Origin of the sequence: Aurantiacibacter aquimixticola, from assembly GCF_003605475.1 — a bacterium.
Taxonomy (GTDB): Bacteria; Pseudomonadota; Alphaproteobacteria; order Sphingomonadales; family Sphingomonadaceae; genus Alteraurantiacibacter; species Alteraurantiacibacter aquimixticola_B.
Window position 1 is genome coordinate 2,396,357 of sequence record NZ_RAHX01000001.1, and the last position, 24,323, is coordinate 2,420,679.

19 protein-coding genes and 1 tRNA gene are annotated in these 24,323 nt (G+C 62.3%); 8 read left to right on the forward strand and 12 right to left on the reverse strand.

Going from position 1 to position 24,323, the window contains the following annotated elements; translation table 11 throughout:
* Positions 1–122: 122 nt before the first annotated feature.
* Positions 123–1,607, reverse strand: a complete 1,485-nt coding sequence (locus D6201_RS12070) for an SLC13 family permease (RefSeq protein WP_120048997.1) — start codon at positions 1,605–1,607, stop codon at positions 123–125.
* A gap of 87 nt (positions 1,608–1,694) precedes the next feature.
* Between D6201_RS12070 and D6201_RS12075 the strand changes: the two genes are divergently transcribed.
* Positions 1,695–2,891 carry a pyrophosphate--fructose-6-phosphate 1-phosphotransferase gene (locus D6201_RS12075; RefSeq protein WP_120048998.1) on the forward strand — a complete coding sequence of 399 codons (1,197 nt, stop codon included), beginning with the start codon at positions 1,695–1,697 and terminating at the stop codon, positions 2,889–2,891.
* A 136-nt stretch (positions 2,892–3,027) separates the two neighbouring features.
* Here the strand turns inward: D6201_RS12075 and D6201_RS12080 are convergent, their stop codons facing one another.
* The 3 genes from D6201_RS12080 to pdeM all read right to left on the reverse strand — a co-directional run bounded on the left by D6201_RS12080 (position 3,028) and on the right by pdeM (position 5,077).
* Positions 3,028–3,393, reverse strand: coding sequence for a hypothetical protein (locus D6201_RS12080; protein ID WP_120048999.1), 366 nt, complete (start codon positions 3,391–3,393; stop codon positions 3,028–3,030).
* A 64-nt stretch (positions 3,394–3,457) separates the two neighbouring features.
* Positions 3,458–3,979 (reverse strand): translation initiation factor IF-3, encoded by a 522-nt coding sequence (gene infC / locus D6201_RS12085; RefSeq protein ID WP_120049000.1) that lies wholly within the window; start codon positions 3,977–3,979, stop codon positions 3,458–3,460.
* Between the two features lie 390 nt (positions 3,980–4,369).
* Complete coding sequence (gene pdeM / locus D6201_RS12090; protein WP_120049001.1) at positions 4,370–5,077, reverse strand: ligase-associated DNA damage response endonuclease PdeM; 708 nt, start codon at positions 5,075–5,077, stop codon at positions 4,370–4,372.
* A 45-nt stretch (positions 5,078–5,122) separates the two neighbouring features.
* Here pdeM and hemF point away from each other — a divergent pair, with 45 nt between their 5' ends.
* Both hemF and D6201_RS12100 read left to right on the forward strand, forming a co-directional pair.
* Complete coding sequence (hemF, locus tag D6201_RS12095) at positions 5,123–5,977, forward strand: oxygen-dependent coproporphyrinogen oxidase (protein ID WP_120049002.1); 855 nt, start codon at positions 5,123–5,125, stop codon at positions 5,975–5,977.
* Positions 5,974–6,195 carry a hypothetical protein gene (locus D6201_RS12100; RefSeq protein ID WP_133304016.1) on the forward strand — a complete coding sequence of 74 codons (222 nt, stop codon included), beginning with the start codon at positions 5,974–5,976 and terminating at the stop codon, positions 6,193–6,195. Before hemF ends, D6201_RS12100 begins: the two co-directional genes overlap by 4 nt.
* 1 nt (position 6,196) lies before the next feature.
* Here D6201_RS12100 and D6201_RS12105 read toward each other — a convergent pair whose 3' ends face one another.
* Both D6201_RS12105 and D6201_RS12110 read right to left on the reverse strand, forming a co-directional pair.
* The gene (locus tag D6201_RS12105; protein ID WP_120049004.1) at positions 6,197–7,087 is read right to left on the reverse strand and encodes a glycoside hydrolase family 16 protein; all 891 of its coding nucleotides are present in this window, start codon (positions 7,085–7,087) and stop codon (positions 6,197–6,199) included.
* A gap of 64 nt (positions 7,088–7,151) precedes the next feature.
* Positions 7,152–8,090 carry a hypothetical protein gene (locus D6201_RS12110; RefSeq protein ID WP_133304017.1) on the reverse strand — a complete coding sequence of 313 codons (939 nt, stop codon included), beginning with the start codon at positions 8,088–8,090 and terminating at the stop codon, positions 7,152–7,154.
* Positions 8,091–8,254: 164 nt separating this feature from the next.
* Between D6201_RS12110 and D6201_RS12115 the strand changes: the two genes are divergently transcribed.
* Positions 8,255–10,207 carry a M1 family metallopeptidase gene (locus tag D6201_RS12115; RefSeq protein WP_120049006.1) on the forward strand — a complete coding sequence of 651 codons (1,953 nt, stop codon included), beginning with the start codon at positions 8,255–8,257 and terminating at the stop codon, positions 10,205–10,207.
* Here D6201_RS12115 and D6201_RS12120 read toward each other — a convergent pair.
* Positions 10,204–10,608, reverse strand: a complete 405-nt coding sequence (locus D6201_RS12120) for a type II toxin-antitoxin system death-on-curing family toxin (protein ID WP_120049007.1) — start codon at positions 10,606–10,608, stop codon at positions 10,204–10,206. The genes D6201_RS12115 and D6201_RS12120 overlap by 4 nt on opposite strands.
* Before the next feature lie 9 nt (positions 10,609–10,617).
* Complete coding sequence (locus D6201_RS12125; RefSeq protein WP_120049008.1) at positions 10,618–10,845, reverse strand: AbrB/MazE/SpoVT family DNA-binding domain-containing protein; 228 nt, start codon at positions 10,843–10,845, stop codon at positions 10,618–10,620.
* Between the two features lie 240 nt (positions 10,846–11,085).
* Here D6201_RS12125 and D6201_RS12130 point away from each other — a divergent pair, with 240 nt between their 5' ends.
* Positions 11,086–13,167 carry a RelA/SpoT family protein gene (locus D6201_RS12130; protein ID WP_120049009.1) on the forward strand — a complete coding sequence of 694 codons (2,082 nt, stop codon included), beginning with the start codon at positions 11,086–11,088 and terminating at the stop codon, positions 13,165–13,167.
* 5 nt (positions 13,168–13,172) lie between these two features.
* Here D6201_RS12130 and D6201_RS12135 read toward each other — a convergent pair whose 3' ends face one another.
* From D6201_RS12135 to D6201_RS12145, 3 genes are all read right to left on the reverse strand, one after another.
* Complete coding sequence (locus tag D6201_RS12135; protein WP_120049398.1) at positions 13,173–13,688, reverse strand: CBS domain-containing protein; 516 nt, start codon at positions 13,686–13,688, stop codon at positions 13,173–13,175.
* A 157-nt stretch (positions 13,689–13,845) separates the two neighbouring features.
* Positions 13,846–14,889 (reverse strand): peptidylprolyl isomerase, encoded by a 1,044-nt coding sequence (locus D6201_RS12140; RefSeq protein WP_120049010.1) that lies wholly within the window; start codon positions 14,887–14,889, stop codon positions 13,846–13,848.
* Between the two features lie 37 nt (positions 14,890–14,926).
* On the reverse strand, positions 14,927–15,331 hold the full coding sequence (locus D6201_RS12145; protein WP_120049011.1) for a metallopeptidase family protein: 405 nt from the start codon (positions 15,329–15,331) through the stop codon (positions 14,927–14,929).
* Between the two features lie 217 nt (positions 15,332–15,548).
* Here D6201_RS12145 and D6201_RS12150 point away from each other — a divergent pair.
* Positions 15,549–15,639: transfer RNA gene (locus D6201_RS12150), tRNA-Ser, on the forward strand.
* 18 nt (positions 15,640–15,657) lie between these two features.
* Here the strand turns inward: D6201_RS12150 and acs are convergent.
* Positions 15,658–17,583, reverse strand: a complete 1,926-nt coding sequence (acs, locus tag D6201_RS12155; protein ID WP_120049399.1) for an acetate--CoA ligase — start codon at positions 17,581–17,583, stop codon at positions 15,658–15,660.
* 350 nt (positions 17,584–17,933) lie between these two features.
* On the opposite strand from acs, the gene D6201_RS12160 reads away from it, so the two are divergent.
* Positions 17,934–20,969, forward strand: a complete 3,036-nt coding sequence (locus D6201_RS12160) for a TonB-dependent receptor (RefSeq protein ID WP_199798188.1) — start codon at positions 17,934–17,936, stop codon at positions 20,967–20,969.
* A 220-nt stretch (positions 20,970–21,189) separates the two neighbouring features.
* Positions 21,190–24,312 carry a TonB-dependent receptor gene (locus tag D6201_RS12165; protein WP_120049013.1) on the forward strand — a complete coding sequence of 1,041 codons (3,123 nt, stop codon included), beginning with the start codon at positions 21,190–21,192 and terminating at the stop codon, positions 24,310–24,312.
* Positions 24,313–24,323 lie beyond the last annotated feature (11 nt).

The following is a 24,323-nucleotide window of genomic DNA, read 5'->3' on the forward strand; positions in this document are numbered from 1 at the left end:
CGATGCTCCCAGGAAGGCAGGAGCGGGTGGAGCGAGCGGGCCGCCCGGTCCTAACCTCCGCAGGACCGCTTCTGCACCGCTTGCACGCTTTCAGCGCCTTCTAGGTCGCGCCGCGGAGTCGTTCAAGCGGTTACGGATGAAACCATAAAGACGACGCCGACGATCAGGAAAATGCCTGCGATGTCGAGCGCAAGACCCGCGCGGATCAGGCGGGGTAACGCAACGCGGCCCGTTGACCAGGCGATGGCGTTGGGGCCCGTCCCGGCGGGGAGGATGAAGCCCCAGCTTGCCGCCAGCGCCACGGGCAAGGCAAGCAGTACGATGATGTCGGCATTGCCCTCTCCGCCAAGCGCCACGGCAAGCGCGGCGACCACCGGCATGATGCCGCTGGCGGTGGCGACATTGCTGGCGAACTCCGTGATCAGGATCACCATCGCCACTAGCGCCATCGCGACGAGGATCACCGGCAGGTCCGCAAGCGGGAGCAACGCCGCGCCCAGCCAGTCCGCCAAGCCAGTGCGTGTCATCGCCCCGGCCAGTGCCAACCCGCCGCCGAAGAGCAGCAGCACATCCCACGGCGCGCGATTGGCCTCGCGCCATTCCAGCAGCCTGCGGCCCGTGCCATCGGGAAGGATCAGGAGAGCGAGGCTGGCGGCGATGGCGATGGTGCCGTCCGTTAGCGAGCCTTCAGGAAGGTATGGCGCAATGAAGCCGCGCAGCATCCATGCCAGGAAGGTGAGCGCAATGACCGGCACAAGCCGCCTTTCGGCTTGGGACCAGGCACCGTGACGGTCGATGGCGCGGCGGGCGGCGGCAATATCGAAGGTGTCGTCGGAAATGCGCTGTACCCTGGCCACGACATAAGCGGCCAGCGGGATACCGATCGCCACGATGGGCACACCGTAGATCGCCCAACGCGCAAAGGTAATGTCGACCCCGGAAATATCGCGCAGCAGCGCCACCCCGATAGCATTGGTGGGTGAACCGATAATGGTGCCGAGGCCGCCAATGCTGGCGGCGAAAGCGAGGCCCATCGGGAGCGCGCCTGACAGACCTTCTGTCTGGCCTACCGGTTCAGCCTGCGGCTGTGCTTCGCGTCCGCTACTTGAGGCCGGAGAGTCTTTTCCCGCGGCAGATCCACCCGCCAGCACGGCCAGCACCATCGGCATCATGATAAGCGTGGTGGATGTATTGGATATGATGTTGGACAGGATCGCCGCCGCGACCATGAAGCCGAGTAGCAGCCCGAAGCTTCCGCCCCGCCCGCCGATCCTGTCGAGAATGAAGCAGGCCAGGCGCTTGTGCAGCCCGGTCCGCTCGATGGCGAGGGCAAGAAAAGCGCCGCCCAGCAGCAGGAAGATAATCGGCGAATAATAATCGCTCGCCACATCCCGCGCCGTGCCGCCGCCGAAGAAGGGGACGGTGATGAAAGGCAGCAGTGCAGTGGCCGAAAGCGGGATCGCCTGCGTCATCCACCACGTCGCCATCCAGGCGGTCAGGCCCGCTGCGTTCCAGGCTGGGCCGGGCATGTCGGCGGGCGGGCTCAGCACCAGGGTGAGCGCGAACAGTGCCGGGCCGAGCCAGAAGCCTATTCGCTGCGCCGTCATACGTTTCCCCTCCGCCTTTCGCCGCACAATAGAGTGTCGCGACCTTTTGGCTAGCGATGCGCGGCGCTTGTCGGCAGAAGCGTCGGCATGACCAAGACCGTCGCCATGCTCACCGCCGGGGGCCTTGCGCCCTGCCTGTCCTCCGCAGTCGGCGGACTGATCGAACGGTATACCGAAGTCGCACCGGACATGCGCATCATCGCCTATCGCAACGGCTATGCCGGGCTGCTGAAGGGCGATTATATCGAGGCGAACGATGACGTGCGGGCGAGCGCGGGCCAGCTCCACGCCTTCGGCGGCAGCCCGATCGGCAATAGCCGGGTCAAGCTCAGCAATGTCGAGGATTGCGTAAAGCGCGGGCTCGTGAAGGAAGGCGAAAATCCGCTCGAAGTTGCCGCGCGGCAGCTGACGAAGGACGGGGTGGACGTGCTCCACACCATCGGCGGCGATGATACCAATACGGCGGCGGCTGACCTTGCGGCTTACCTGAAGGCGAACGGCTATGACCTGACGGTGGTCGGTCTCCCAAAGACCATCGACAACGATGTGATCCCGATCAAGCAATCGCTCGGCGCGTGGACGGCAGCGGAGCAGGGCGCGGTCTATGCGCGCAATATCATCGCCGAACACTCGGCCAATCCGCGCATGCTGATCGTGCATGAGGTGATGGGCCGCCACTGCGGCTGGTTGACGGCGGCGACGGCGGCGGCGCATCACAGCTGGGTGAAGAGCGCACCTTTTGCCGAATGGCCCGAGAACGCCGCGGCGCGCTGGGATGTGCACGGCGTGTATATTCCCGAACGCAATTTCGACATCGCGGCAGAGGCAGACCGCCTGAAACACGTCATGGACGCGCAGGACGGAGTAAACCTGTTCATCTCCGAAGGCGCAGGCGTCGAGGAAATCGTCGCTGCGATGGAAGCTGCGGGCGAAGAGGTGCCGCGCGATGCCTTTGGCCATGTGAAACTCGACAAGGTGAACCCTGGCCAATGGTTTGCCACCAAACTTGCCGAGGAGGTCGGTGCGGAAAAAGTGCTGGTGCAAAAAAGCGGTTACTTTTCCCGATCCGCCCCCGCGAATGAAGCTGACCTAGCGCTGATCAAGTCATGCACCAATCACGCCGTCAGCGCGGCGTTGCGCGGGGAAAGTGGCGTTGTGGGACAGGACGAGGAGCGCGGCGACGAACTGCGCGCGATCGAATTTACCCGCATCAAGGGCGGTAAGCGCTTCGATCCGAGCCAGGAATGGTTTGTCGAACTGCTGCGCGATCTGGGACAGGGCTGAGACTAGCCGTCGGACTGTTGGGGCGGGAGGCAGCTCGCGCTTGGACGCCAAGACGTATCGGCGTAGGAATGACCTGATGTTTCATCGTACGCGGTGAAATACCAATGGGTGAAGCGATGGTCACTCCCGCGTCGCTCTACGCCATCTGCGTGGCGGTGAAATCACAGGATACCTCCGAACCGTCGTCGCTAACATCGTGGCATTGCAAACCGGAAACGGAGATGTCGGGAGCTACCCGAAGGGCGCGTTCTTCATCGTTCGGATCGTTGGGGTCGTATACCACTTCGCCATCCTGGACCTCGCGCGCGAACGCAACGTGATCGGCAGTGATCAGATGACAGGGACGCACAGGGCCGGGGCCGTCCAGCAAATGGGCGTATTCGCTGTCGCCCGGGGTTCTGGGTGCCGTGACGCCGCACGGCTGCAATTCTCTGATCAGATCTGTGGCGGCGGCGCCACTGGGCGTGGTGCCTGCTCGCTCGGCAGCGCACGCTGCCAGCATCGCGAGGGGGGGAGCGCTGAAAGTGTTCTCGCCTTCATCGCATCCTCCCCATTCGCAAACTCTCTTACTTCGGCGCGAGCACCATCAGCATCTGGCGCCCTTCGAGGCGGGGGAAGGCTTCGATCTTGGCGGTTTCGGCCATATCGTCCTGCACCCGCTTGAGCAGATCCATGCCAAGATGCTGGTGCGCCATTTCACGTCCGCGAAAGCGCAGGGTGACCTTCACCTTGTCGCCATTGTCGATGAACTTGTTCACATTGCGCATCTTCACATCGTAATCGTGCGTGTCGATGTTCGGGCGCATCTTCACTTCCTTGATGTCCTGCGTCTTTTGCGTCTTGCGCGCCGCATTGGCCTTTTTCTGGGCTTCGTAGCGGTACTTGCCGACATCGAGGAACTTGCAGACAGGCGGGTTCGCATTGGGCGAAACCTCGACCAGGTTCAGGCCGGCTTCGGCCGCCTGCTCGATCGCCTCGTTCGTGTACATCACACCCAGATTCTCGCCTTCGCCATCGATGACGCGGACCTTGTCCGACTGGATGAGATTATCGTATTTCGGGCCGGATTTGACCGGCGGTGCCATCATGCGGCGTGGTGGACGTGGTATGGAATCGCTCCTGAAATTGCTCTTGGTTCTGGCCGTCTATGTAGGGCGGATTGTGAGGGAGCGCTAGGGGGAAGGATGTTTGTCTCATGTAGCCGCATCCGCATTTGTTTTCCTTACGTCCGCGCATCCGCGCGGACATCCTCGCTGCTGTTCCCTCCGCCGGGACTACGTTCCGGCTGCGGGGCAGCTGCGGTCGCGCAGTCGCGCTCTGTCGGTCGCTGGTCGCGACCGAGACTTGCAATATCTAGCGAATTTATCGCGGAGCTCCGGCCCGCTTGGGCCGGCAAGGGCGAATGCCCGCCCGCAGCGGGGCCAGCTTGCTGGCCGTCTAGCGAGGACGATCCGACGGAGGTCGGATCGAAAAGAAAACTACGCCGCCTCCCGCCAGAGGGGAAACCTTGCCAGCCTCTTCCCCGCCGGCACGACCGCATCGACCGTGCTGGCCGGTTGCAGCGCCTTGATGATGGCCGGGTCCGCTGCGTTCATTCCACCCGTCAGCGCGCCGAAAGCGGGCAGGATCATGCGCCCGCAGGTCTGATCGTCATTATGGCCGATCACCGCACAGGGGCGGCGGATGTGGCGGTGGTGAATCTTTACCTGAACGCGCGGGTGGAAATGGCCGGAAAGCTCGGGACGCGCCTCTCCGCGCTTCGCCATGTGGCGCAGCACCATGCCGTTCACGACCAGTTCTTCGGCAATCGTCCCGCCGCTTTTCGCTTCCATCGCCGGATCGTGATTGCCGGTGATCCACACCCAATCGACCGCGCGGGTGAGGGCGGCCAGCATCCCCTCCGCATGCTCCTCCAGCCGCTGCGATCCTGCGGAATCGTGGAAATTGTCACCCAGCGTATAGACCCGGCGCGCACCCGTCTCGCGCACGGCGAGCGCGACGCGCTCCAGCGTCTCGCGGCTATCGTAAGGCGGGAGAAGCTGGCCGTGCTTGGCGAAGAAGCTCGCCTTTTCGAGATGCAAATCCGCCACCAGCAACGCGTTCTCGCGCGGCCAGAACAGCGCGCGATCCTGCACGAGCCGGAACTCGTCACCGCAAAAGGGAAAGTCGAACGAAACGGGAACCATGCCGCGCTATTGCCGCCCGCCCGCGCCTTTGGCAAGAGCCTTGGTATGGACCGCAGCAAACAGACCGCCAAAGCCCGCAAATGGTTCGAAACCCTGCGGGACCGCATCTGCGCCGAATTCGAAGCGATCGAGCGCGAGGCAGGTTCGGACGCGGGTTTTGCCTACAAGAAATGGGACCGAGAGACGGAGGACGGCTCGGAAGGCGGCGGCGGTGTGCAGGGCCTGATGAAGGGCAAGGTGTTCGAAAAGGTCGGTGTGAACGTCTCCACCGTGTCGGGCGCGTTCTCCCCGCAGTTTGCCAGCCAGGTTAACGGCGCGAGCGAGGAGCATCCCGACTTCACCGCCACCGGCATCAGCCTGGTCGCGCACATGGCCAATCCGCACGTGCCCGCCGTACACATGAACACCCGCTTCCTGACGACGCAGACCGCATGGTTCGGCGGCGGCGCGGATCTCAATCCGCCGCTGCCTTACGAAGAGGATACCGAGGCCTTCCACGCCCGCCTGCGCGCCGCGTGCCATGCGCACAATCCGACCTATTACGACCGCTTCAGCAAATGGGCGGACGAGTACTTCTACATCCCCCATCGCGGCGTCCATCGCGGGGTTGGCGGGATTTTCTACGACCATCTGGAGTGCGGCGACGATGTGGAATTCGACCGCCATTTCGCCTTCACCCGCGATGTGGGCGAAGCCTTCCTCGACATCTATCCGCAGCTCGTGCGGAAGCGGATGAACGAGATCTGGAACGAGGACGAGAAACGCCAGCAACTCGAATGGCGCGGCCGCTACGCCGAATTCAACCTCGTCTACGACCGGGGCACGCTCTTCGGCCTTAAAACCGGCGGCAATATCGACGCGATCCTGATGAGCCTGCCACCTGAGGCTACTTGGTCATGAACAAAATCGAACTGACGAAAGCGCAAGCAGATCAATTGGCGCGCATTGAGGAGATCAACAAGCTTTCGAGCGAATTGCATCTCACAGAGTTGCGGGCTCGTAGCGAACGCAAAAACCGGTGGTATACGAAGCCGCATATCATAGCGCCGGCCTCCTTTCTCTTCGGTTCTATCTGGATGGCATTAGTTATCAATATTGCTTTCAAGCTGGCGAATTAGGTCACTCCCCCGCCGAGTAAACCCGCACCCAGTCGACTTCCATATACAGCTCGCCCGCCTGCGCCCGCTGGGCGGTGTCGGCGGGGAGGCCGTAATACGGCTCCTCCACGCCATTGGTCTTTGCCGGGTAGGCGCCGCCCATGGCGAAGTTCAGGATCAGATATTTCGGATTGTCGAATTCCCAGGTGCCGAAATATTCGGTCATCGGGCGGGTGACGCGGAACATCGGGCGGTCGTCGATCTCGAATATCATCGCGTCGCGTGTCCATTCGACGGCGTAGACGTGCCAGTCGGTCGCGTCCGTGCCCGCATCGAAGAAATAGCGGTTGTCGAGACCTGCATCGCCCGAATAGCCCGGGCCGTGCACGGCGACCCCGTACCAGTCGGGCTCTCCCACATATTCCATGATGTCGATCTCGCCGGTATCGGGCCAGCGTCCGTTGCCGAGCAGCCAGAAGGCGGGCCAGACGCCCGGCGCATCTGGCATGCGGATGCGCGCCTCCGCCCGGCCATAGGTGAACTCGACCTTGCCCTGGCTTTCGATCCGGCCGGAGATGAAGTCGGCCTCGCGTTCGGCATTGGCGTCCACGCCGGGCGCGTAGACCGGCTGCAGGATCAGCACGCCGCCATCCGCGCCATCGACTTCGTCGGCAAAGCGGATTGTGCGCGGATCGTCGAGATAGGCCTGCTCTTCCCGGTTCACCCAGAAATCCATGCCGATGACGTTCCAGCTGTCACGGTCGAGCGCGCCGGAATCGAACTCGTCGGCGAAGATCAGCGTGCGGTCTGCGCGCAGATCCTGCGAAGCGGTGTCAGCCGATGCTGAGGCCGACTGGCAGCTGGCGAGCAGAAGCGGCAGACAAAGGGCGAGCGGTTTTGTGAACGTTCCCATGAGCGGGTTCTAGCGCGCACCACGGGGTTTGTCACGCCAGTGCCGAAATCGAGAAGCGGTATAGCTACGGCGTGTCGATCGTTTCCATTGCATCCGAGATATTGCCGAGGGCGATCCGCGCAGGGCGTGTCGGACTGGAGCGATAGAGAGCGCGCAGGTAGGCACGATCGAAGGCTGTCATGCGGAGCGGCCTGCTATCGTCGGCATTCCGGTTGAACAGTGTCAGCACAGTTGCAACGGGGTCGTCTTCCGAAGGCGGCTCGGTGTAGGCAAAAAGACGCATCGTCGCGTAGTCTGCAAGTGCAACGCTGTCGATATCCGCCAGCGCAGCCCGCTCCACCAGGACTACCGACAATTCGATATCCGTACGAATGCCGAGGGTGAGCCGCGACATGCTTCGGATTTCATTACCGGGCGGCGGCAGGCCCGCCGATGCAGCGTCGACAATTCCCTGCGTCGCGTACCAACCTGTCGGCAATTGGACTCCGGTTTCCGGATTGCGCGTAGTGATCAGGTTCCATCCGAGCGCATAGCTGTCCTGGTCGCGAACCTTTCGCTCCTGATAGCTCGTGAGATGGCGAGTGAGGAAAGAGTCTTCTTCTTGCAGTCGCTCGAAGGTCGCGGCTGCATCATCGACCACGATCACCCAGACATTGGCACCGCAATCCGGCTCTTCCGCTACCGGAATGTTGGCCTGAAGCGCGTTGAAAACGATACGATCGAGCACAGCCTGCGCATTGTCCTGCGTCATGCCCCAGATGCCCGGGCAAACAGGACGCTGAAAGCGGGAAAGCGGACTCTGCGTTGCCTGCGAGCCCACAGTGATATCGCGCGCGGTGTTGCGGACATCGGCCGTCTCGATCCGCTCGCCTTCGACGATGATGACATCGTCGTCGTCTGGATCCGCGTCCTGCGCATGCACGGCGATGGGTGTCAGCGACAGGGCGGCGCAAAACAGCGCAGCGCGCGCCAGGCTGGGTGCGAAACGATTACTGGCGGACATGCTGTTCATCCTCAGACAATATCGAATGGTCTTTTATCACGTGCGCCGAACGATTTCATGCCGCATCGGTTCATCTGCAAAGTGACACTTGCGCTCGACGGATGACAGGTGATGCAGGCGTGCTACAAGCGTTGCAACGAATATTCACGCCATGCGGAGTTTCCATGCGTTTTCCTTTGATTGCCGCCATCCCAATCTTCCTGCTGACCGCGTGCGACACGTCGGACCTGCCTTTGCAGGAGCGGACCGTCGCGCCGATCCTGACGAGCGAGCAGGCACAGGACGAATTCACCTTTGCCCGCCCGCTGGAAGCGCGCGTCACCCATGTCGCGCTCGATCTCGATCTCGATTTCGAAGGGCAGCGCGTGGAAGGCACCGCCACGCTGGACGTGCAGGCGGCCGAGGATGCGACCGAGATCGTACTCGACAGCGATGGGCTGATCGTGGGCGGCATAACCGATGGCAATGGCAATGAGCTCGAATACGAGATTGGCGAGACTGAAGAGGGCAAGGGCGAGCCGATCACGGTGCAGCTGGGCGAGCTGACCGGGCCGGAGCTGCAGCAGATCGTCATCGACTATGCCAGCGGCCCCGAAGCCGCCGCGCTGCAATGGCTCGATCCGGAGCAGACCGCGGGCGGAGAGCACCCCTTCGTCTTCAGCCAGGGCCAGCCGATCCTCAATCGCACCTGGATCCCGACGCAGGACAGCCCCGGCATCCGCCAGACCTGGGAAGCGCGCATCACCGCGCCCGAGCCGCTCACCGTCGTCATGTCCGGCATCAGCCGCGGGGAGCCAGAGGAGCTGGGCGCCAATGAAGGCGAGGCCAGCCGCCGCGCGTTCGAATTCATGATGGACAATTCCATCCCGCCTTACCTCATCGCGATTGCCGCCGGGAATCTCGAATTCGCCGAACTCGGCCCGCGCTCGGGCGTCTGGGCGGAACCGCAGATGATCGAGGCCGCCGCAGAAGAACTCGGCGATACCGAAGAGCTGATCGATGCCGGCGTGGAGCTATTCGGCGAATATCGCTGGGGCCGCTACGACATGATCATCCTGCCGCCCGCCTTCCCCTATGGCGGCATGGAAAATCCGGTGCTGACTTTCCTGACGCCGACTTTCATCGCGGGCGACCGTTCCAACAACGGCCTGATCGCGCACGAGCTGGCACATAGCTGGTCCGGCAATCTCACCACCTATGCCAGCTGGCGCGACGGGTGGCTGAACGAGGGCGTCACCTCCTATATCGAAAGCCGCATCACCGAGGCCGTGTATGGCGAGAGCCGCGCCGAGCAGGAATATGCGCTCAGCTATGCCTCGCTGGAGGAAGCCGTGGGCGAGGCGGGCGCGGACGATCCCACCACTTCCATGCGCACGCCCGAAGGCACCAGTCCGTTCGAAACGATCGGTCCGGCGATTTACGACAAAGGCACGGTCTTCCTGCGCACGGTAGAGAACATCGTCGGGCGCGAGGAATTCGACGCGTGGCTGACGCAGTGGTTCGACGAGCACGCATTCCAGCCCGTCACCTCCGAGATGTTCCTCGCCGACATGCGCGAGAAGCTGATTGGCGACAATGCGGAGCTGGAAGAGCAGCTGATGCTGGACGAATGGGTGTACGGCACCGGCATTCCCGAAAATGCCTATCAGCCCGACCCGCAAGCTTTCGCCGCTGCCGATGGCGCTGCACAAGCCTATGCTGAGGACGGCACGCTGCCCGCAGCGCGCGACTGGGAAAGCTGGACTGCCGCCTCCCAGCGCCGCTTTCTGGAAGAATTGCCCGGAGAGTTGAGCGACCGCGAGCTGGCCGCTCTCAACGAGCGGCTCGGCCTGTCGGAAACCGGCAATAACGAAGTTCTGTTCCTGTGGCTCGAAGCCGCATTGCGCAATGAATACGATCCGGCGGTGGACCAGGCGGAGCAGTTCCTCTCGCAAGTCGGTCGCAACAAGTTCGTCGCGCCGCTCTTCGCCGCGTTGTGGAACACCGGCGACTGGGGCCGCCCCATCGCGACGCGCATCTACGAAGACACACGCGGCGGCTATCACAGCTACACGCGGAACAATGTGGACGGGATCGTGGGATACGAGAGCGGCGAGGCGGAGGCTGGGGAGGCTTAAGCGCCCTCGTCCGAAAGGCGCTGGCGAAACCAGTCGGCGAGTTCATCGTCGGACAGTTCTCCTGCGGCTAGAGCCTGAACCGTCTGGAGCGCGTCGACTTTGTCGAACTTCAATCGGTGGTCGTTGAGCAACAGGAAAACGCGCGCCAAAACCCAAGCCGTTCGCTTGTTGCCATCGGTGAAGGGATGATTGCGCGCGATTCCGAAAGCGTAAGCAGCGGCGAGCGCGGCGGGGTCTTCCTCGCCATACGCCCACTGGTTGCGCGGTCGTGACAAGGCCGACTCCAGCGCACCCTGATCGCGTATGCCCGAAGGTCCACCATGTTCGGCCAGTTGCCTGTCGTGAACGGCAAGCGCAAAGGCGAGGTCGAGCCATGATGGCTCGGAGCGGTGATCCGCCATGCTGACCTCCTATTTCGCGAGTTCGCGCAGGATGTCACGATCCTCGCGCATGATCTCTTCGGCAATCGCCATCTGCCGTTCGAACTCGGGGTCATAGGCTGTCACGCGAACTCCGTCGGGTGCCTGTGTGAAATGCAGCGTGTCGCCGATCTGCACCCGCAATTGCGCGAGCAATTCCTTTGTGAGGATGACAGCGGCCGAATTGCCGACCTTTGTGATCTTGAGTGATTTGTTCATACGCATGTTATAACAGGCATGGCGGAAAAAAGCAAGGTCATCAAAAATCCCTTTCCTACATCGCCGAGCCTTCGCCAGTGTCGGCGTCATGCAACCTGCACAAATCGTCACTGCAAAGCCGGAGATAGCGCCCCTTTTCGTGCCCACTGCATGCGAATGTGTTTCATCAACTAACTCCCCGGAATTCCCCCGCGATCTTTCCGCTTGCCGAAATCCATGTTGCACCGCACATTGAACGCGATGCTGCGACAGTACGAACTGGTTGAGCGGGTCAAGGAATATGACCCCGACGCCGACGAGGCGCTGCTCAACCGCGCCTATGTCTACACCGTGCAGAAACATGGCAGCCAGAAGCGCGCCAGCGGCGATCCGTATTTCAGCCATCCGGTCGAAGTCGCCGGGCTGATGACGGACCTCAAGCTGGACCAGGAAACCATCGTCACCGCGCTGCTGCACGACACGGTGGAGGACACGCTCGCCACCATTGAGGATGTCGAAGCAAATTTCGGCGGCGAGGTTGCGCGGCTGGTGGACGGCGTCACCAAGCTGTCCAAGATCGAGCAACTGACGGACGACGAGCGCGCGGCGGAGAACCTGCGCAAATTCCTGCTCGCCATGAGCGAGGATATTCGCGTCCTCCTCGTCAAGCTGGCGGACCGGCTGCACAATATGCGCACGCTTCACCACATCAAGTCGCCGGACAAACGCCGCCGGATCGCGCGCGAAACGATGGATATCTACGCCCCACTGGCGGAGCGCGTGGGCATGTATGAATACATGCGCGAAATGCAGCTGCTCGCATTCGAACAGCTGGAGCCAGAGGCGTTCGAAATCATCGAGAAGCGGCTGGACGATCTGCGCAAGACCGATACCGGCCAGGTCGATCGCATCGCGCTCGACATCAAGCAGGCGCTGTCCGAGGCTGGGCTGGAGGTCGAGGTGTGGGGGCGCGAAAAGCATCCCTATTCGATCTGGCGCAAGATGGCGGAGCGGCACCTGCCGTTCGAGCAGGTAAGCGACATCATGGCGTTCCGCGTGCTGACCGACAGCACGGAGGATTGCTACCGCGCGCTCGGCATCCTCCATTCGACCTTCCAGTTCGTGCCGGGGCGCTTCAAGGACTATATTTCGACGCCGAAGAACAATGGCTACCGGTCGCTGCACACCACGCTGTTCTACGATCAGTCCATGCGCGCAGAAGTGCAGATCCGCACCCGCGACATGCACCAGACGAACGAGTTCGGTCTGGCCGCGCATTGGGCCTACAAACAGGGCGACAGGCCGGATGGCGCAGTCGGCTGGCTGCGCGACCTGATCGAGATCGTCGACACCAGCCACGATGCCGAAGAGCTGCTCGAGAACACCAAGCTGGCGATCTATCAGGATCGCATCTTCGCCTTCACCCCGCGCGGCAGCCTGTTCCAGCTGCCCAAGGGCGCGACCGCGGTGGACTTCGCCTTTGCCGTGCACACCGATCTCGGCGCGCAGACGGTCGGCGCGAAGATCAATGGGCGCCACATGCCGCTACGCACGCCGCTCTCGAATGGCGATGTGGTGGAGATCATCAAGAGCACGAAGGCGGAGCCGCAATTGAGCTGGCTGGGCTTCGTCGTCACCGGCAAGGCGCGCGCCGCCATCCGCCGCGCGGTGCGGCAGAAGGAGCGCGAGGAAGTTGCCGCTATCGGCCGCAAGCTGTTCGACGAGATTGCCGAGAGACTGCCCGCCAAGGTGGGCCGCAAGGCGACGAAGGAAGCGGCCAAGCGCCTCGAATACGATACGGTCGAGGACATGATGTATGCCGTCGGCTCGGCCAAGATCGCCGATCGGGATTTGATGGAAGCGGTGGTGCCGGGCAGCACGGTGGACTTGCCGGAAGAGCCCACGCAGGAGCGCGCGATCTCGATCAAGGGATTGACCGCCGGGGTCGCTTTCACGCTCGCAGAATGCTGTCACCCGGTGCCCGGCGACCGCATCGTTGGCCTCAGGCGCAAGGACGTCGGCGTCGAGGTGCACGCCATCGATTGCCTCGAACTGGCGAATGGCGTCGATGCCGACTGGGTCGATTTGTCATGGGGCGATCGCTCGCAGGGCGCGGTCGGCCGGCTGAGCACGGTGCTCTACAACCGGCCCGGCACGTTGGCGGAGATGGCGGGCGTGTTTGCCAAGAGCAATGCCAATGTCATCAATCTCGAACTCGTGCAGCGCGACGACCCATTCCACACTTACGAGATGGATCTGGAGGTGCAGGATCTGGCGCACCTTACCCGCATCCTGAGTTCTCTCAGGGCGAGCGACGCGGTGGCGCAGGCGGACCGGATCTAGCCGCGTCAGACCACCAGCGCGACGGCCACCACCAGGATCAGCGTGTAGACCAGCACGGCGGCAAGGATCGCCGCCGGATTGAGCGAGGGCGCCATGCTCGCCTGCGCCATCCGCGCCGCCTGCTGCAGCAGCTGCGGCCAGGTGTAGGAGACGAAATCGCCCTGCGACATGATCGCCTGCAAGCGGTTCTCTTCATCAACGATGGGCAGACGGCGGAAACGCTCGTTAGACATGATGCGCAGCCAGTCGACCAGCTCGTCGTCCGCCTTGGCCATGCGCAGCTGCGTGGTCATGACTTCGGAAACCGGGGTCGTCTTCGGGTTGCGATCCTCGGCGATGACGCGGCGGAAGATGTCCCGCTCCGTCATCATGCCATGCACCTTGTTCTCGCCATCGACGATGACGATGCTGCCGAAATTCTTTTCCGACATGCGTGTCACCGCATCGTAGACGGTGGTGTCGGCGGAGCAGGTGAGTGGCGGGCCCTTGGAGGCGAATTCCTTGCGGTCCTTGATCTGCATGCGCATCTCCTGTTGCAGCGCGGTTATCATCCGCGCCTGCCCTCCCGCGACATTGCGTATGCGCCGGAACGGCTGAAAAGGCACTACGGATGAAAGGGCACGCTATCTCAGGGGTGCCGAGCGGGCGACAGACTGGCGATTGCCGTGCGTCCTGAGATCACTCGCCGGCGGAGCGGATGGGCACCGGCACATTGCAGATATCCACGCCGCCAGCAGGGATATTGTAGAAGCTGTCCAGCCGGTTCGCCCGCACCGCGATATAGCGCTCGAAGCTCTCACTTTCGGTGGAAAGATATTCATAGGCCGGAGCGTCCTGCATGTCGGCGGCGATGCGCGCGGAGAGGATCGGCACCAGCTCCCCCACGCGTTCGTAGAAGCCCAGCGGACCGGTGCCGCGCGGGAGGGTTGTGAGATGCTCCATGCCTTCGATGATGCGGCCGACCAGCGCGATGTTGCGATCGAGATGGCGCGGCGCATGTCCGATCACCGTGTATAGCTGCGAGCCATCGCCGGTATCGGGCGAAACGTCGCGCCCAACGCCGACCATGCCATAGCAATGTGTGGGCCAGCTCGACCAGACGGGCGCGCCGTCCGGTTGCTCGCCGATCTGCCGCGAAGCGATGGGCCAGCCATCATGGAATTGCACCCATTCGGCATAGGGATCGCGGCCATGCCAGCCGAGCGGATGATCGTCGCTACGCGTGGCGCGAGCCGAAATCACGGCATGCGGCGTGCCGCGAAGGTAATCCGGTGCATCGGAGCCCGGCTCGCAAACCGCACCGCCATCGAACTGTATTTCGTAGCATTCCTCCGGCACCACGTTCAGCCCATCCGGCACCGGCTTTTCCGTGCCGCCGACGTCCTCGTCCGGCTGGCCCCATTGCACCACGTAATTGTCCTGCACCCGGTTGACCGAGCTGCCATCCCAGTACTGGGCGCGGGCGAGGGTGCGGATATTCTCGACCCACGGTTGGCTAAGCGGCGCCTGCATCAATTGAATGACCACGCGGCGTGGTGTCCCAATCGCATCGGGCGCCAGGTCCATCACCAGCAGGTTTTGTGGCGCGATGGCCACCCATTCCGCATCGTCGGCCTCGGCCACCACGGAACCGGGCGTGGCGCGCGGCGGCACCTCTTCCTGCGCGGTGAGCGGGGTGGCAAGCGCGAGAAGCGGGAGAGCGAGCAGGCAAAGCGTTTTCATGGCGCACACACTGCCATGCGGAGCGCCGATGGCAAGCCTATTGGACCATGTCTTCCAGTGCATGCATGTCGTCGTCGCTGAGGCCGAAATGGTGCCCGATCTCATGGACCACGACATGCGCCACCAGATGCTCGAGCGTCTCGTCGCCGCGTTCGGCCCACTCGTCGAGGATCGGCCGACGGAACAGGCGCACCCGATCGGGCATGGTGCCGGAATGCTCGATGCTGCGCTCCGTCAGCGGAAAGCCTTCGTAAAGCCCGGTCAGCTCGAACGGATTTTCGATGCCGAGAGAAGCAAGGGCGTCGGCATCCGCAAAGTCCTCGACCGCCATCAGGACATCGCCGATCCGCTCGCGAAATTCTTCTGGCAGCCGCGCCATCGCCGCCTCCGCCATGGCCCGCATTTCGGCAAGGGACGGGGCGAGGCCGATCGTGCGTGTCATCGCCTGTGCATAGGGCCGTGCAGGGCGCTTGTCATCGCTGCATCGCCAAGCTGGTGGCGCGCCTCTGCCCGAACAGGCATGCGGAGCGGTGGCCGAGTGGTCGGAATCGCAGCGCAGCGGAGATGGCACCGCAGGTGCCGACGCGCACGCTCTATCGTGCGCCTTGCCAGTGGCATCAAGCAGCGCTAGAGGCCCCGCTCTGCCCGAATAGGCATGCGGAGCGGTGGCCGAGTGGTCGAAGGCGCACGCCTGGAAAGTGTGTATACGGCAACCCCGTATCGTGGGTTCGAATCCCACCCGCTCCGCCATTTTCTCCAACACCCCGGCTAGCGATTCTGCCGCCCCTCGATCAGCGCATCGACCAGCGAGGGATCGGCCAACGTCGACGTGTCGCCGAGCGAGCCGTAATCGTTCTCCGCGATCTTGCGCAGGATGCGCCGCATGATCTTGCCGCTGCGCGTCTTGGGCAGGCCCGCGGTGAAATGCAGGTGATCGGGCGTTGCAACCGGCCCGATTTCCTTGCGCACCTGCTGGCGAAGATCGGTATAAAGCTCGTTTGACGGCTCCACCCCTTCCATCAGCGTGACATAGCAATAGATGCCCTGTCCCTTGATATCGTGCGGATAGCCGACCACCGCCGCCTCTGCGACCTTGGGATGCAGCACCAGGGCGCTCTCGACCTCGGCGGTGCCCATGCGGTGGCCCGAGACGTTGATCACGTCGTCCACCCGGCCGGTGATCCAGTAATAGCCGTCCTCGTCCCTCCGGCATCCGTCGCCGGTGAAATAACGCCCCGGGAAGGTGCTGAAATAGGCTTCGATGAAGCGGTCGTGATCGCCATAGACGGTGCGCGCCTGGCCCGGCCAGCTGGCCTCGATGCACAGATTGCCGGAGACGGCACCTTCCAGCGATTCGCCTTCATTGTCTACCAGCAATGGCCGCACGCCGAAGAACGGCCTGCCCGCGCTGCCCGGTTTCATGTCATGGGCATAGGGCAGGGTGGTGATCATGTGGCCGCCCGTCTCGGTCTGCCACCAGGTGTCGACGATCGGACAGCGCCCGCTGCCGACCACTTCATGATACCAGCGCCAGGCCTCGGGATTGATCGGTTCGCCCACCGTGCCGAGCACGCGCAGGCTGGAAAGATCGCGGCTGGTCACATGGTGATCGCCTTCGCGCATCAGCGCGCGGATCGCGGTGGGCGCTGTGTAGAACAGCGAGACCTCATGCCGGTCGATAACGTCCCAGAAACGGCCGTGATCGGGATAGTTCGGCACGCCTTCGAATATCACGCTGGTTCCGCCATTCAGCAGCGGGCCGTAGGTGACGTAGCTGTGGCCGGTGACCCAGCCGATATCGGCGCTGCACCAGAACACTTCGCCAGGCTGGTAGTCGAACGTGTATTGGAACGTCATTGCCGCCCATACGCCATAACCACCGGTTGTGTGCAGCACGCCCTTGGGCTTGCCCGTGGAACCGCTGGTGTAGAGGATGAAGAGCGGATCTTCCGCCGCCATGTCCTCGCACGGGCAATCATCGTCGCTGGCCAGATTGTGCAGCCAGCGATCGCGGCCGTCCACGACCGGCACGTCGTCTCCGGTATGGCGGACCAGCAGCACGCCATCCACTTCGACGCCGTCCATGGCGAGCGCCGCATCGACATTCGCCTTGAACGGGATCGGCTTCGCCCCGCGCGTGCCGCCATCGGCGGTGACGACGAAACGGCTGTCGCAATCCTTCAGCCTGCCCGCGATGCTTTCGGGCGAGAAGCCACCGAAGATCACCGAATGAACCGCACCGATCCGCGCGCAGGCGAGCATGGCCACCGCGCCCTCGACGATCATTGGCATGTAGATGGTAACCCGGTCGCCTTTCGTCACGCCGAGCGCTTTGAGCGCATTGGCCATGCGCACCGTTTCGGCCTGCAGCTCGCGGTAGGAGAGCGTGCGGCCCGGCGCATCGGGATCGTCGGGCTCGAAAATGAAGGCGGTTGCATCCGGCTGCGAAGCCGCGTGGCGGTCCACCGCATTGTGGCACAGGTTGAGCGTGCCATCGGCATACCAGGCGATATCGACCGGATCGTAAGACCACTCGCCTGCTTTGCCCGGCGCGGTGAACCAGTCGAGCCGCTGCGCCTGCTCCAGCCAGAAGCTGTCAGGCTCCTCGATCGAACGGCGATAAAGCGTTCTATACTCGTCGGACGTGCAATTGGCCGAGGCCTGCGGAGCAGGATGCGCGACGGTATCGTTCATGGGGCGGGCGCCTTTCGAGTGACTTTGGCCGCCCATCCTAACGATGGCACACGCATGCACAATGGCGCTTCGGCGAAACAATCATGCGGATCTGGCGTCGCTTTCAATATTTTCTGGACGGTCGACCGCGAATGTGGCAGTCCTGCGATGACAGCGGTGTCATCGGCGCAACTGGGCGAAGATCCATGCGCTCGATAATCTGCGCGCAATAATTGGTATGACAGAATTGTCGACAGGAAAGTCGAAACAGGATTGACAATACGGCCTGCGCGAATACGCATGGTAGAAAATAAGGGAGAGGTATTATGCGAAACTGGAAAAATAACGGTCGAGTTGTGCCCGGCGCGCGGATGACGGCTGGTCTGCTGGCCACCACGGCGGCGATCGCTCTTGCGAGTCCGGCTCTCGCTCAGGACGAAGGGCCGATCGAAGAGAATGAGGGCGCGACGGATGCCATCGCCGACGACAATTTCATCAACCAGACCGATGACGGCGTGATCGTCGTGACCGGCATTCGCAGCGCTCTCCAGAGCGCGCTCAACGAAGAGCGCAATGCCGGCAGCCTGGTCGAAGTCATCCAGGCCGAAGACATCGGCAAGCTGCCCGATCAGAACCTGGCCGAAGTGCTCGAGAATATTCCGGGCGTGCAGATCACCCGCCGCGCCGGTGTCGGCAGCGGCGTGCAGATCCGCGGCACGAACGACAACCGGACGGAAATCAACGGTGTCTCCACCGTCGGTTCGGGTCAGGGCCGCGGCGGCATCAATTTCGAAGATGTGAACGCGGCCATCATCTCCTCGCTCGAAGTCATCAAGGCTCCGGAAGCGGGAACGATCGAAGGCTCGGTCGGCGGCACCATCAATCTGCGGACCATCCGCCCGCTCGACATCGTCGATCGCGTGGCGACCGTGCGTGTGCAGGGCGAATATAGCGAGCTCTCCGACAGCATCACGCCGCGTATCGCCGCCAGCTTCGGCGACAATTGGGAAACCGGCCTCGGCGACATCGGCATCGTCATTGCGGGCAGCTACACCGAGCAGGAGGCGACGTCCTTCCGCCCACGTGTCGACCGTGACGGTGGCCTTGTCGAAAACCGCGATGCCGTTGTCATCCGTAATGGTGGCACGCCGGAGGATGTGGCAACGCGCCGCCCGGCTGCTCAGGATTTCGATTTCCTCGGCATTCAGTTCCTGAACCAGGAGCTCGAGAATTTCGAATACACCACGATCAACGTGGCCGGCACGCTCGAATGGTCCCCGGTGGACAATCTGCGGCTGTTCTTCGACGGTTTCTACAACGATCAGGAGCGCCGCCAGGATAGCTCGCGCGTGCAGGGGTCGGGCGTCAGCTCGGTGCTCAACTTCAATGTGCCTGACAGCTTCGAGACGGTCGATTTCGGCTCTCTGGACGGCGTCGATTTGGGCAGCATCCAGGCTGCGCTGACCGGCACGATCCAGCCTTTCCTCGATCGCGATGACGACGATCCGAACCTGCGCTTTTCCAGCGACACCGGCGCGCGCCTGACCGAAAGCCAGCTTTATCGTCTGGGCGGAGAGCTGGAATTCGGACGCTTCACTCTCTTCGCCGAGGCGGCCTATTCGACAGCGGATACCCGTAATCCCAATCTCAGCACCACGCTCAACTTCATCAACCCGGTGACACCGGTCGATGGTGGCGGCGGCAATGATAACGCGGTGCCATTCCGTTACGATCTTTCCGACGGCCTGGCGTTCGGCCTCGATTTCGACTCGCCCTTCGCGCCATCGGTCGCGCAATTGCTCGATCCGGCCAACGTTGTTCTCGACGCCATCAATGTCGGCGCAGACGAGACGGAGAACAGCGAGACCGCCTTCCGCATCGATCTGACTTACGATGCCTATGACGTGCTTCCCTTCGTTACCTCGATCGATGTCGGTGCGCGCTTCAACGATCGTTCGAGCAAGTTTCAGGATATCGGTTCCAACCTCGGCCTGAGCAGACTGGATGACAGCCCTCGCGGCACGGCATTCGCAGACTTGCTCGTCCCCGGGCCCGACAACTTCGATGCGGCGGATGGGCGTGAGCTTGCTTTCCGCAACTTCCTGCTGATCGATCCCGACCGTTCATTCAACGATCCGGAAGGTACGCTCGACATCCTGCAGGCGGCGCTGGCCACGGTGCCCGGCATGCGCACGATCGACGATCCCACGCCCAACCCGGCGGGCTTCTACGATATTTCCGAAAAGACGATTGCCGCTTATGGCCAGCTCAATTTCGAGCTCGGTCCGGTCCGCGGCAATGCCGGGCTGCGGTTCGTCGACACCACAATTGATTCGCTGGGCAACAATATCGGCGATGACCGGATCACGCGTGTGCTCAGCACCGGCAGCTATCAGGAATGGCTGCCGCGCGTGAACCTGATCGTCGAGCCGATCGAGGACGTGGTGCTGCGCGCGTCCTATACCGAGGACATTAACCGGCCCGACTTCAATGCGCTGTCGACCTCCGTGGTCTTCGGGACCAGTTCCCAGGCGGCGATCGCGATCGGCAATCCCGCGCTGGAGCCGGAGACGGTGCAGTCCTACGATGCGTCTATCGACTGGTACTTCGCGCCGTCGGCGCTGGTCAGCGTGGGCGTCTTCCACAAGGAGCGCTCAAACCTGTTCGTGTCGCAGCTTGAAGAAGCATTCCGCGATGGCAGGGGCTTCGGCGACATCACCCCGCCATGCGAGGGCGGCGGTATCTTCAACCCCGTGGCCGATCGCAACATTTCTTCCGATGTGCCGGGCAACGGTATCTGCGTCGATGTCGTGACGACGATCAACGACACTGCAACGACAACACAGTCGGGTGTCGAAGTCTCGTTCCAGTACGATCTGTCGAGCTTCGAAGATTCGATCGGTTTCGCATCGGGCTTCGGTGTGATCGCCAACTACACCTATCAGGATTTCGGTGGCGGTGAGGCCGTGCAGACCTCGGCATCGCGCGGCACGGACGTATTCAACGCGATCAACGGCATTTACGACGATGCCAATTTCGTGCCGGTCACGGCGGTCCAGGGTCTGCTCGACTTCTCGCCGCACGCCTACAACGTCACGCTGTTCTACGAAAAGTACGGCCTGTCGGCCCGGGCACGCTATACGTGGCGCGACGCCTTCCGCACGCTGGACACGGCTGGCGGTGCGTCGCTCAATTCGACACTCGGCTTCCCGGTCGTCACCGCGGCTCGCGGTCAGCTGAATGCGAGCCTCAGCTACGATGTCAGCGATTTCCTGACTGTGGGCGTGGAAGGCGTGAACCTGACGGGGTCCGACATCTTCCAGTACTGCGTGAACGACGATGCGTTGCTCTGCTTCCAGGGCCTGCCGGATCGCCGTGTCACCTTCGGGGCCACGCTGAACTTCTAACGGCTTTCAACAGGGGAAAAGCCGAGGGGCGTCCGCCATGGCGGGCGCCCCTTTTTTGTGGCTTTCGTGCGACAACGGGACGAAGAAGCCATATTGGTATGACAGATACCGCATTCAGGCATGACTGAAAGGTTGACAGACAGGTCGCCAAGCCTAATCCTCGATGCCAACGACATGGGCGCGTCTTGAAACGTGCTTGGAGCTTAAGAGGGGAGTCTGAATGACCTATTCGTTTGACGATCGTGCACGCCTGTCCGGAAAAGGTGGCGTTGTCGGCGCACTCATGGCCGGAACGGCGCTTGCTTGCCTGGCCATGCCGGCCGCCGCACAGGATATCGATCCCGATGATGGCCCCGGCCCGGAAATCGAACAGTCCGAAGGCGGTGACGAAATCGTCGTTACCGGTATTCGCGGCACCATCCAGAACTCGATCGAAGGCAAGCGCGACAACGATCTGATCGTCGAAGTGCTGAGCGCGGACGAAATCGGCGGCCTGCCCGCGCTCTCCATTGGTGAAGCGCTCGAAACGCTGACCAGTGCCGCCTCGCACCGCGAGCAGGGCGGCGCGACGGAAATCTCGCTGCGTGGCCTCGGCCCGTTCCTCAGCTCGACCACGATCAATGGTCGCCTCGCTTCCAATGGTAGTGGTGACCGCTCGGTCAATTTCAGCCAGTTCCCCTCGGAACTGTTCAACACGCTGGCGATCTACAAGACGCAGTCGGCAAGCCTGATCGAAGGCGGCGTGGCCGGTCAGATCGCGCTCGAAACCGTGGCGCCGCTCGATTACGGCCGCCGCCGCTTCCAGGCCGATTTCAAGCTGCCTTACAACCCCGACAACTTCAATATCGACGAAGACCAGCGCTTTATCGATTTTGGCTATCGCGCCACGCTGAGTTATGTCGACCAGTACGATCTGGGCGGATTCGGCGATCTCGGCATTTCGGTCGGCTATCAGCGCAACGAGACGAGCAATCCGGAGCAGGAAGCCAGCGTTTCCAACACGATCCGCGCTTGCGTTCTCGACCCGACCGATACTGCCGACGGTGTTTTCGATGACGGAAACTGCGATACGAGCGCCGATACGATCCTTGGTCTGCGCGATGGCAGCGTCACCGACGATTTCGTGATCGCGCGGAACAGCTATGCCTTCCGCAGCAACATCACCGATGATGAGCGCGAGAGCTTCTTCGCGGCGCTGCAATATCGGCCGAGCCCGTCCTTCGAGCTGGGCTTCGACTTCCAGTATTCGGACCGCCTCTATCGCGAACAGCGCAGCGACCTGGGTTTCGTCGAAGGGCGCCGGATCGACGGGCCGGGTGATGACAATCGTCTCGATTTCGACTTGCTCTACACGGAAACCGGCGCGCTGCGTCAGTTTACCAGCGAGCAGCGCATCGAAGCGACGAGCGAATATCTGCAGCGTGCCGAAGAGTATTACGGCGGCGGTATCGACTTCGTGGCGGAGGTCGGCGACCGCTTCACGCTCAGCGGCGATCTGTCATATTCGCAGACTCAACGTGTGGAAGAGGCCGTGCAGGTTCGCTTCCGTACGGAAGACAATGAAGACATCACCGGCGCCGAAGTGTGGCCCGATGCCTTCGAAAGCGATGGCAGTTCGACCGATGACCGCGTCGAAACCGCTGTGCTTATCCAGCAGAACGGTTCGGAAGCTCTGAACTTCTTCACGCAGAATTTCGACGTGACGAATTACGATCTGTTCGCCAACGATCCGCGCGTGCGCGCCGATCTGGAGCAGGATCGCTTCAACTCCATCTGGGGTGCGCGCCTGGACGGCGAATACGAGATGGATGGCTTCCTGTCCTCCATCATGGTCGGCGTTCGTTTTCAGGATCTGCTGTATCGCGACGTTCCGGGTGCTTTCGGCGTCGGTCGTTTCGAAAATTCCTATGACGATGTCGACGATACCGGCGCGTTGGCGGCCGCAAACCGCGAATGTCGCACGCCGTTCCCGGAAACCGGCTTCCTCTCGAGCGTGTCGGGCGGCAATCCGCTCATCACCAATGTCGATGATGACGGCAATGTGATCGGCACCTATAACACCTTCGCCACTTTCGATGCGCTCTGCATCGTGCAGGTGCTGGAGCGTGAGGATCCCTCGGGTCTGTCCTTCGATGCGAACGGCATCCCGATTTTCCCGTCGGGTGACTTCGACTCGGTGCAGAACAACGATGTGGATGAACTGACCTATGCGGCATACGTTCAGGCCAACTTCGACGGCGACTTGGGTAATGTTCCGGTTCGCGGTAACCTCGGCGTTCGCGCCGTGCGCACAGAAGTCGAATCGACCGGTTTCCGCACGTCACTGATTTCCGTCATCGACGATACGGATCCCGAAGCCATAACCTTCCGTCTGATCGAAGATGCGGACAATCTGACGAGCGTCACCGCAGACAACACGTACACGAAGTTTCTTCCGAGCTTCAACCTGACTGCGGAACTGACGCCGGATATTCTTGGCCGAGTTGCGGTTTATCGGGCGCTTTCGCGTCCCGATCCCTCTGCCCTCGGCTTCGGGCGCACCTTCTCCATCGCTACGGATGAAGATACGGTGTTCACCTCGATCGAAGATGCGCTCGGCATCGTGACGGCGAACGGCAACCCGTTCACCGATCCTCTGATGTCCTGGAACGGCGATGTGTCGCTCGAATGGTATCCCGACGAGGATTCGATCTTTGCGGTGAGCGCTTACTACAAGAGCTTCAATGGCGGTTTCGAAATCATTGGCACGACCGAATCGTTCATTGTCGATGACTCGCCAGTCGAAGCTCTCGTGAGAACAGTGGACACGATCGACGAAACGAGCACGATCTACGGCTTCGAAGTTTCGGCCGCGCATCGCTTCACCTGGCTGCCCGCGCCGCTCGACGGTCTGGGGTTCAAGGTTGGCTACAACTACGCGCAGTCCGATTTCGAGTTCGAGGACGATACGCTTGGCGAGATCGCTACGCTGAATGACGACGGCACGATCACCGTGGTCAACGGCCTGATCCCGCCGGCGGATATCTTCGGCCTTTCGAACCACGTCGTCTCCGCACAGGCCTATTACGAGATCGGCCCGCTCGAATTCCAGGGCGTGTGGAAGTATCGCTCCGACTACTTCCAGCAGTTCGTCGCGACGCCGGGACGCATCCGCTACGTGGATGACACCAGCATCTTCGAAGCGCGCGTTTCGTTCGAGCTGAGCGACAATGTCACGTTCCGCCTCGAAGGGCTCAACCTCTTCAACGAGCCGCGCTTCGACTATCGCGGCGCGCCCGACGATTTCGGTGCGGTCTCGGTCTACGGGCCGCGCTATTTCGCAGGGGTTCGGTTCAAGTTCTGAACCGGATGTCG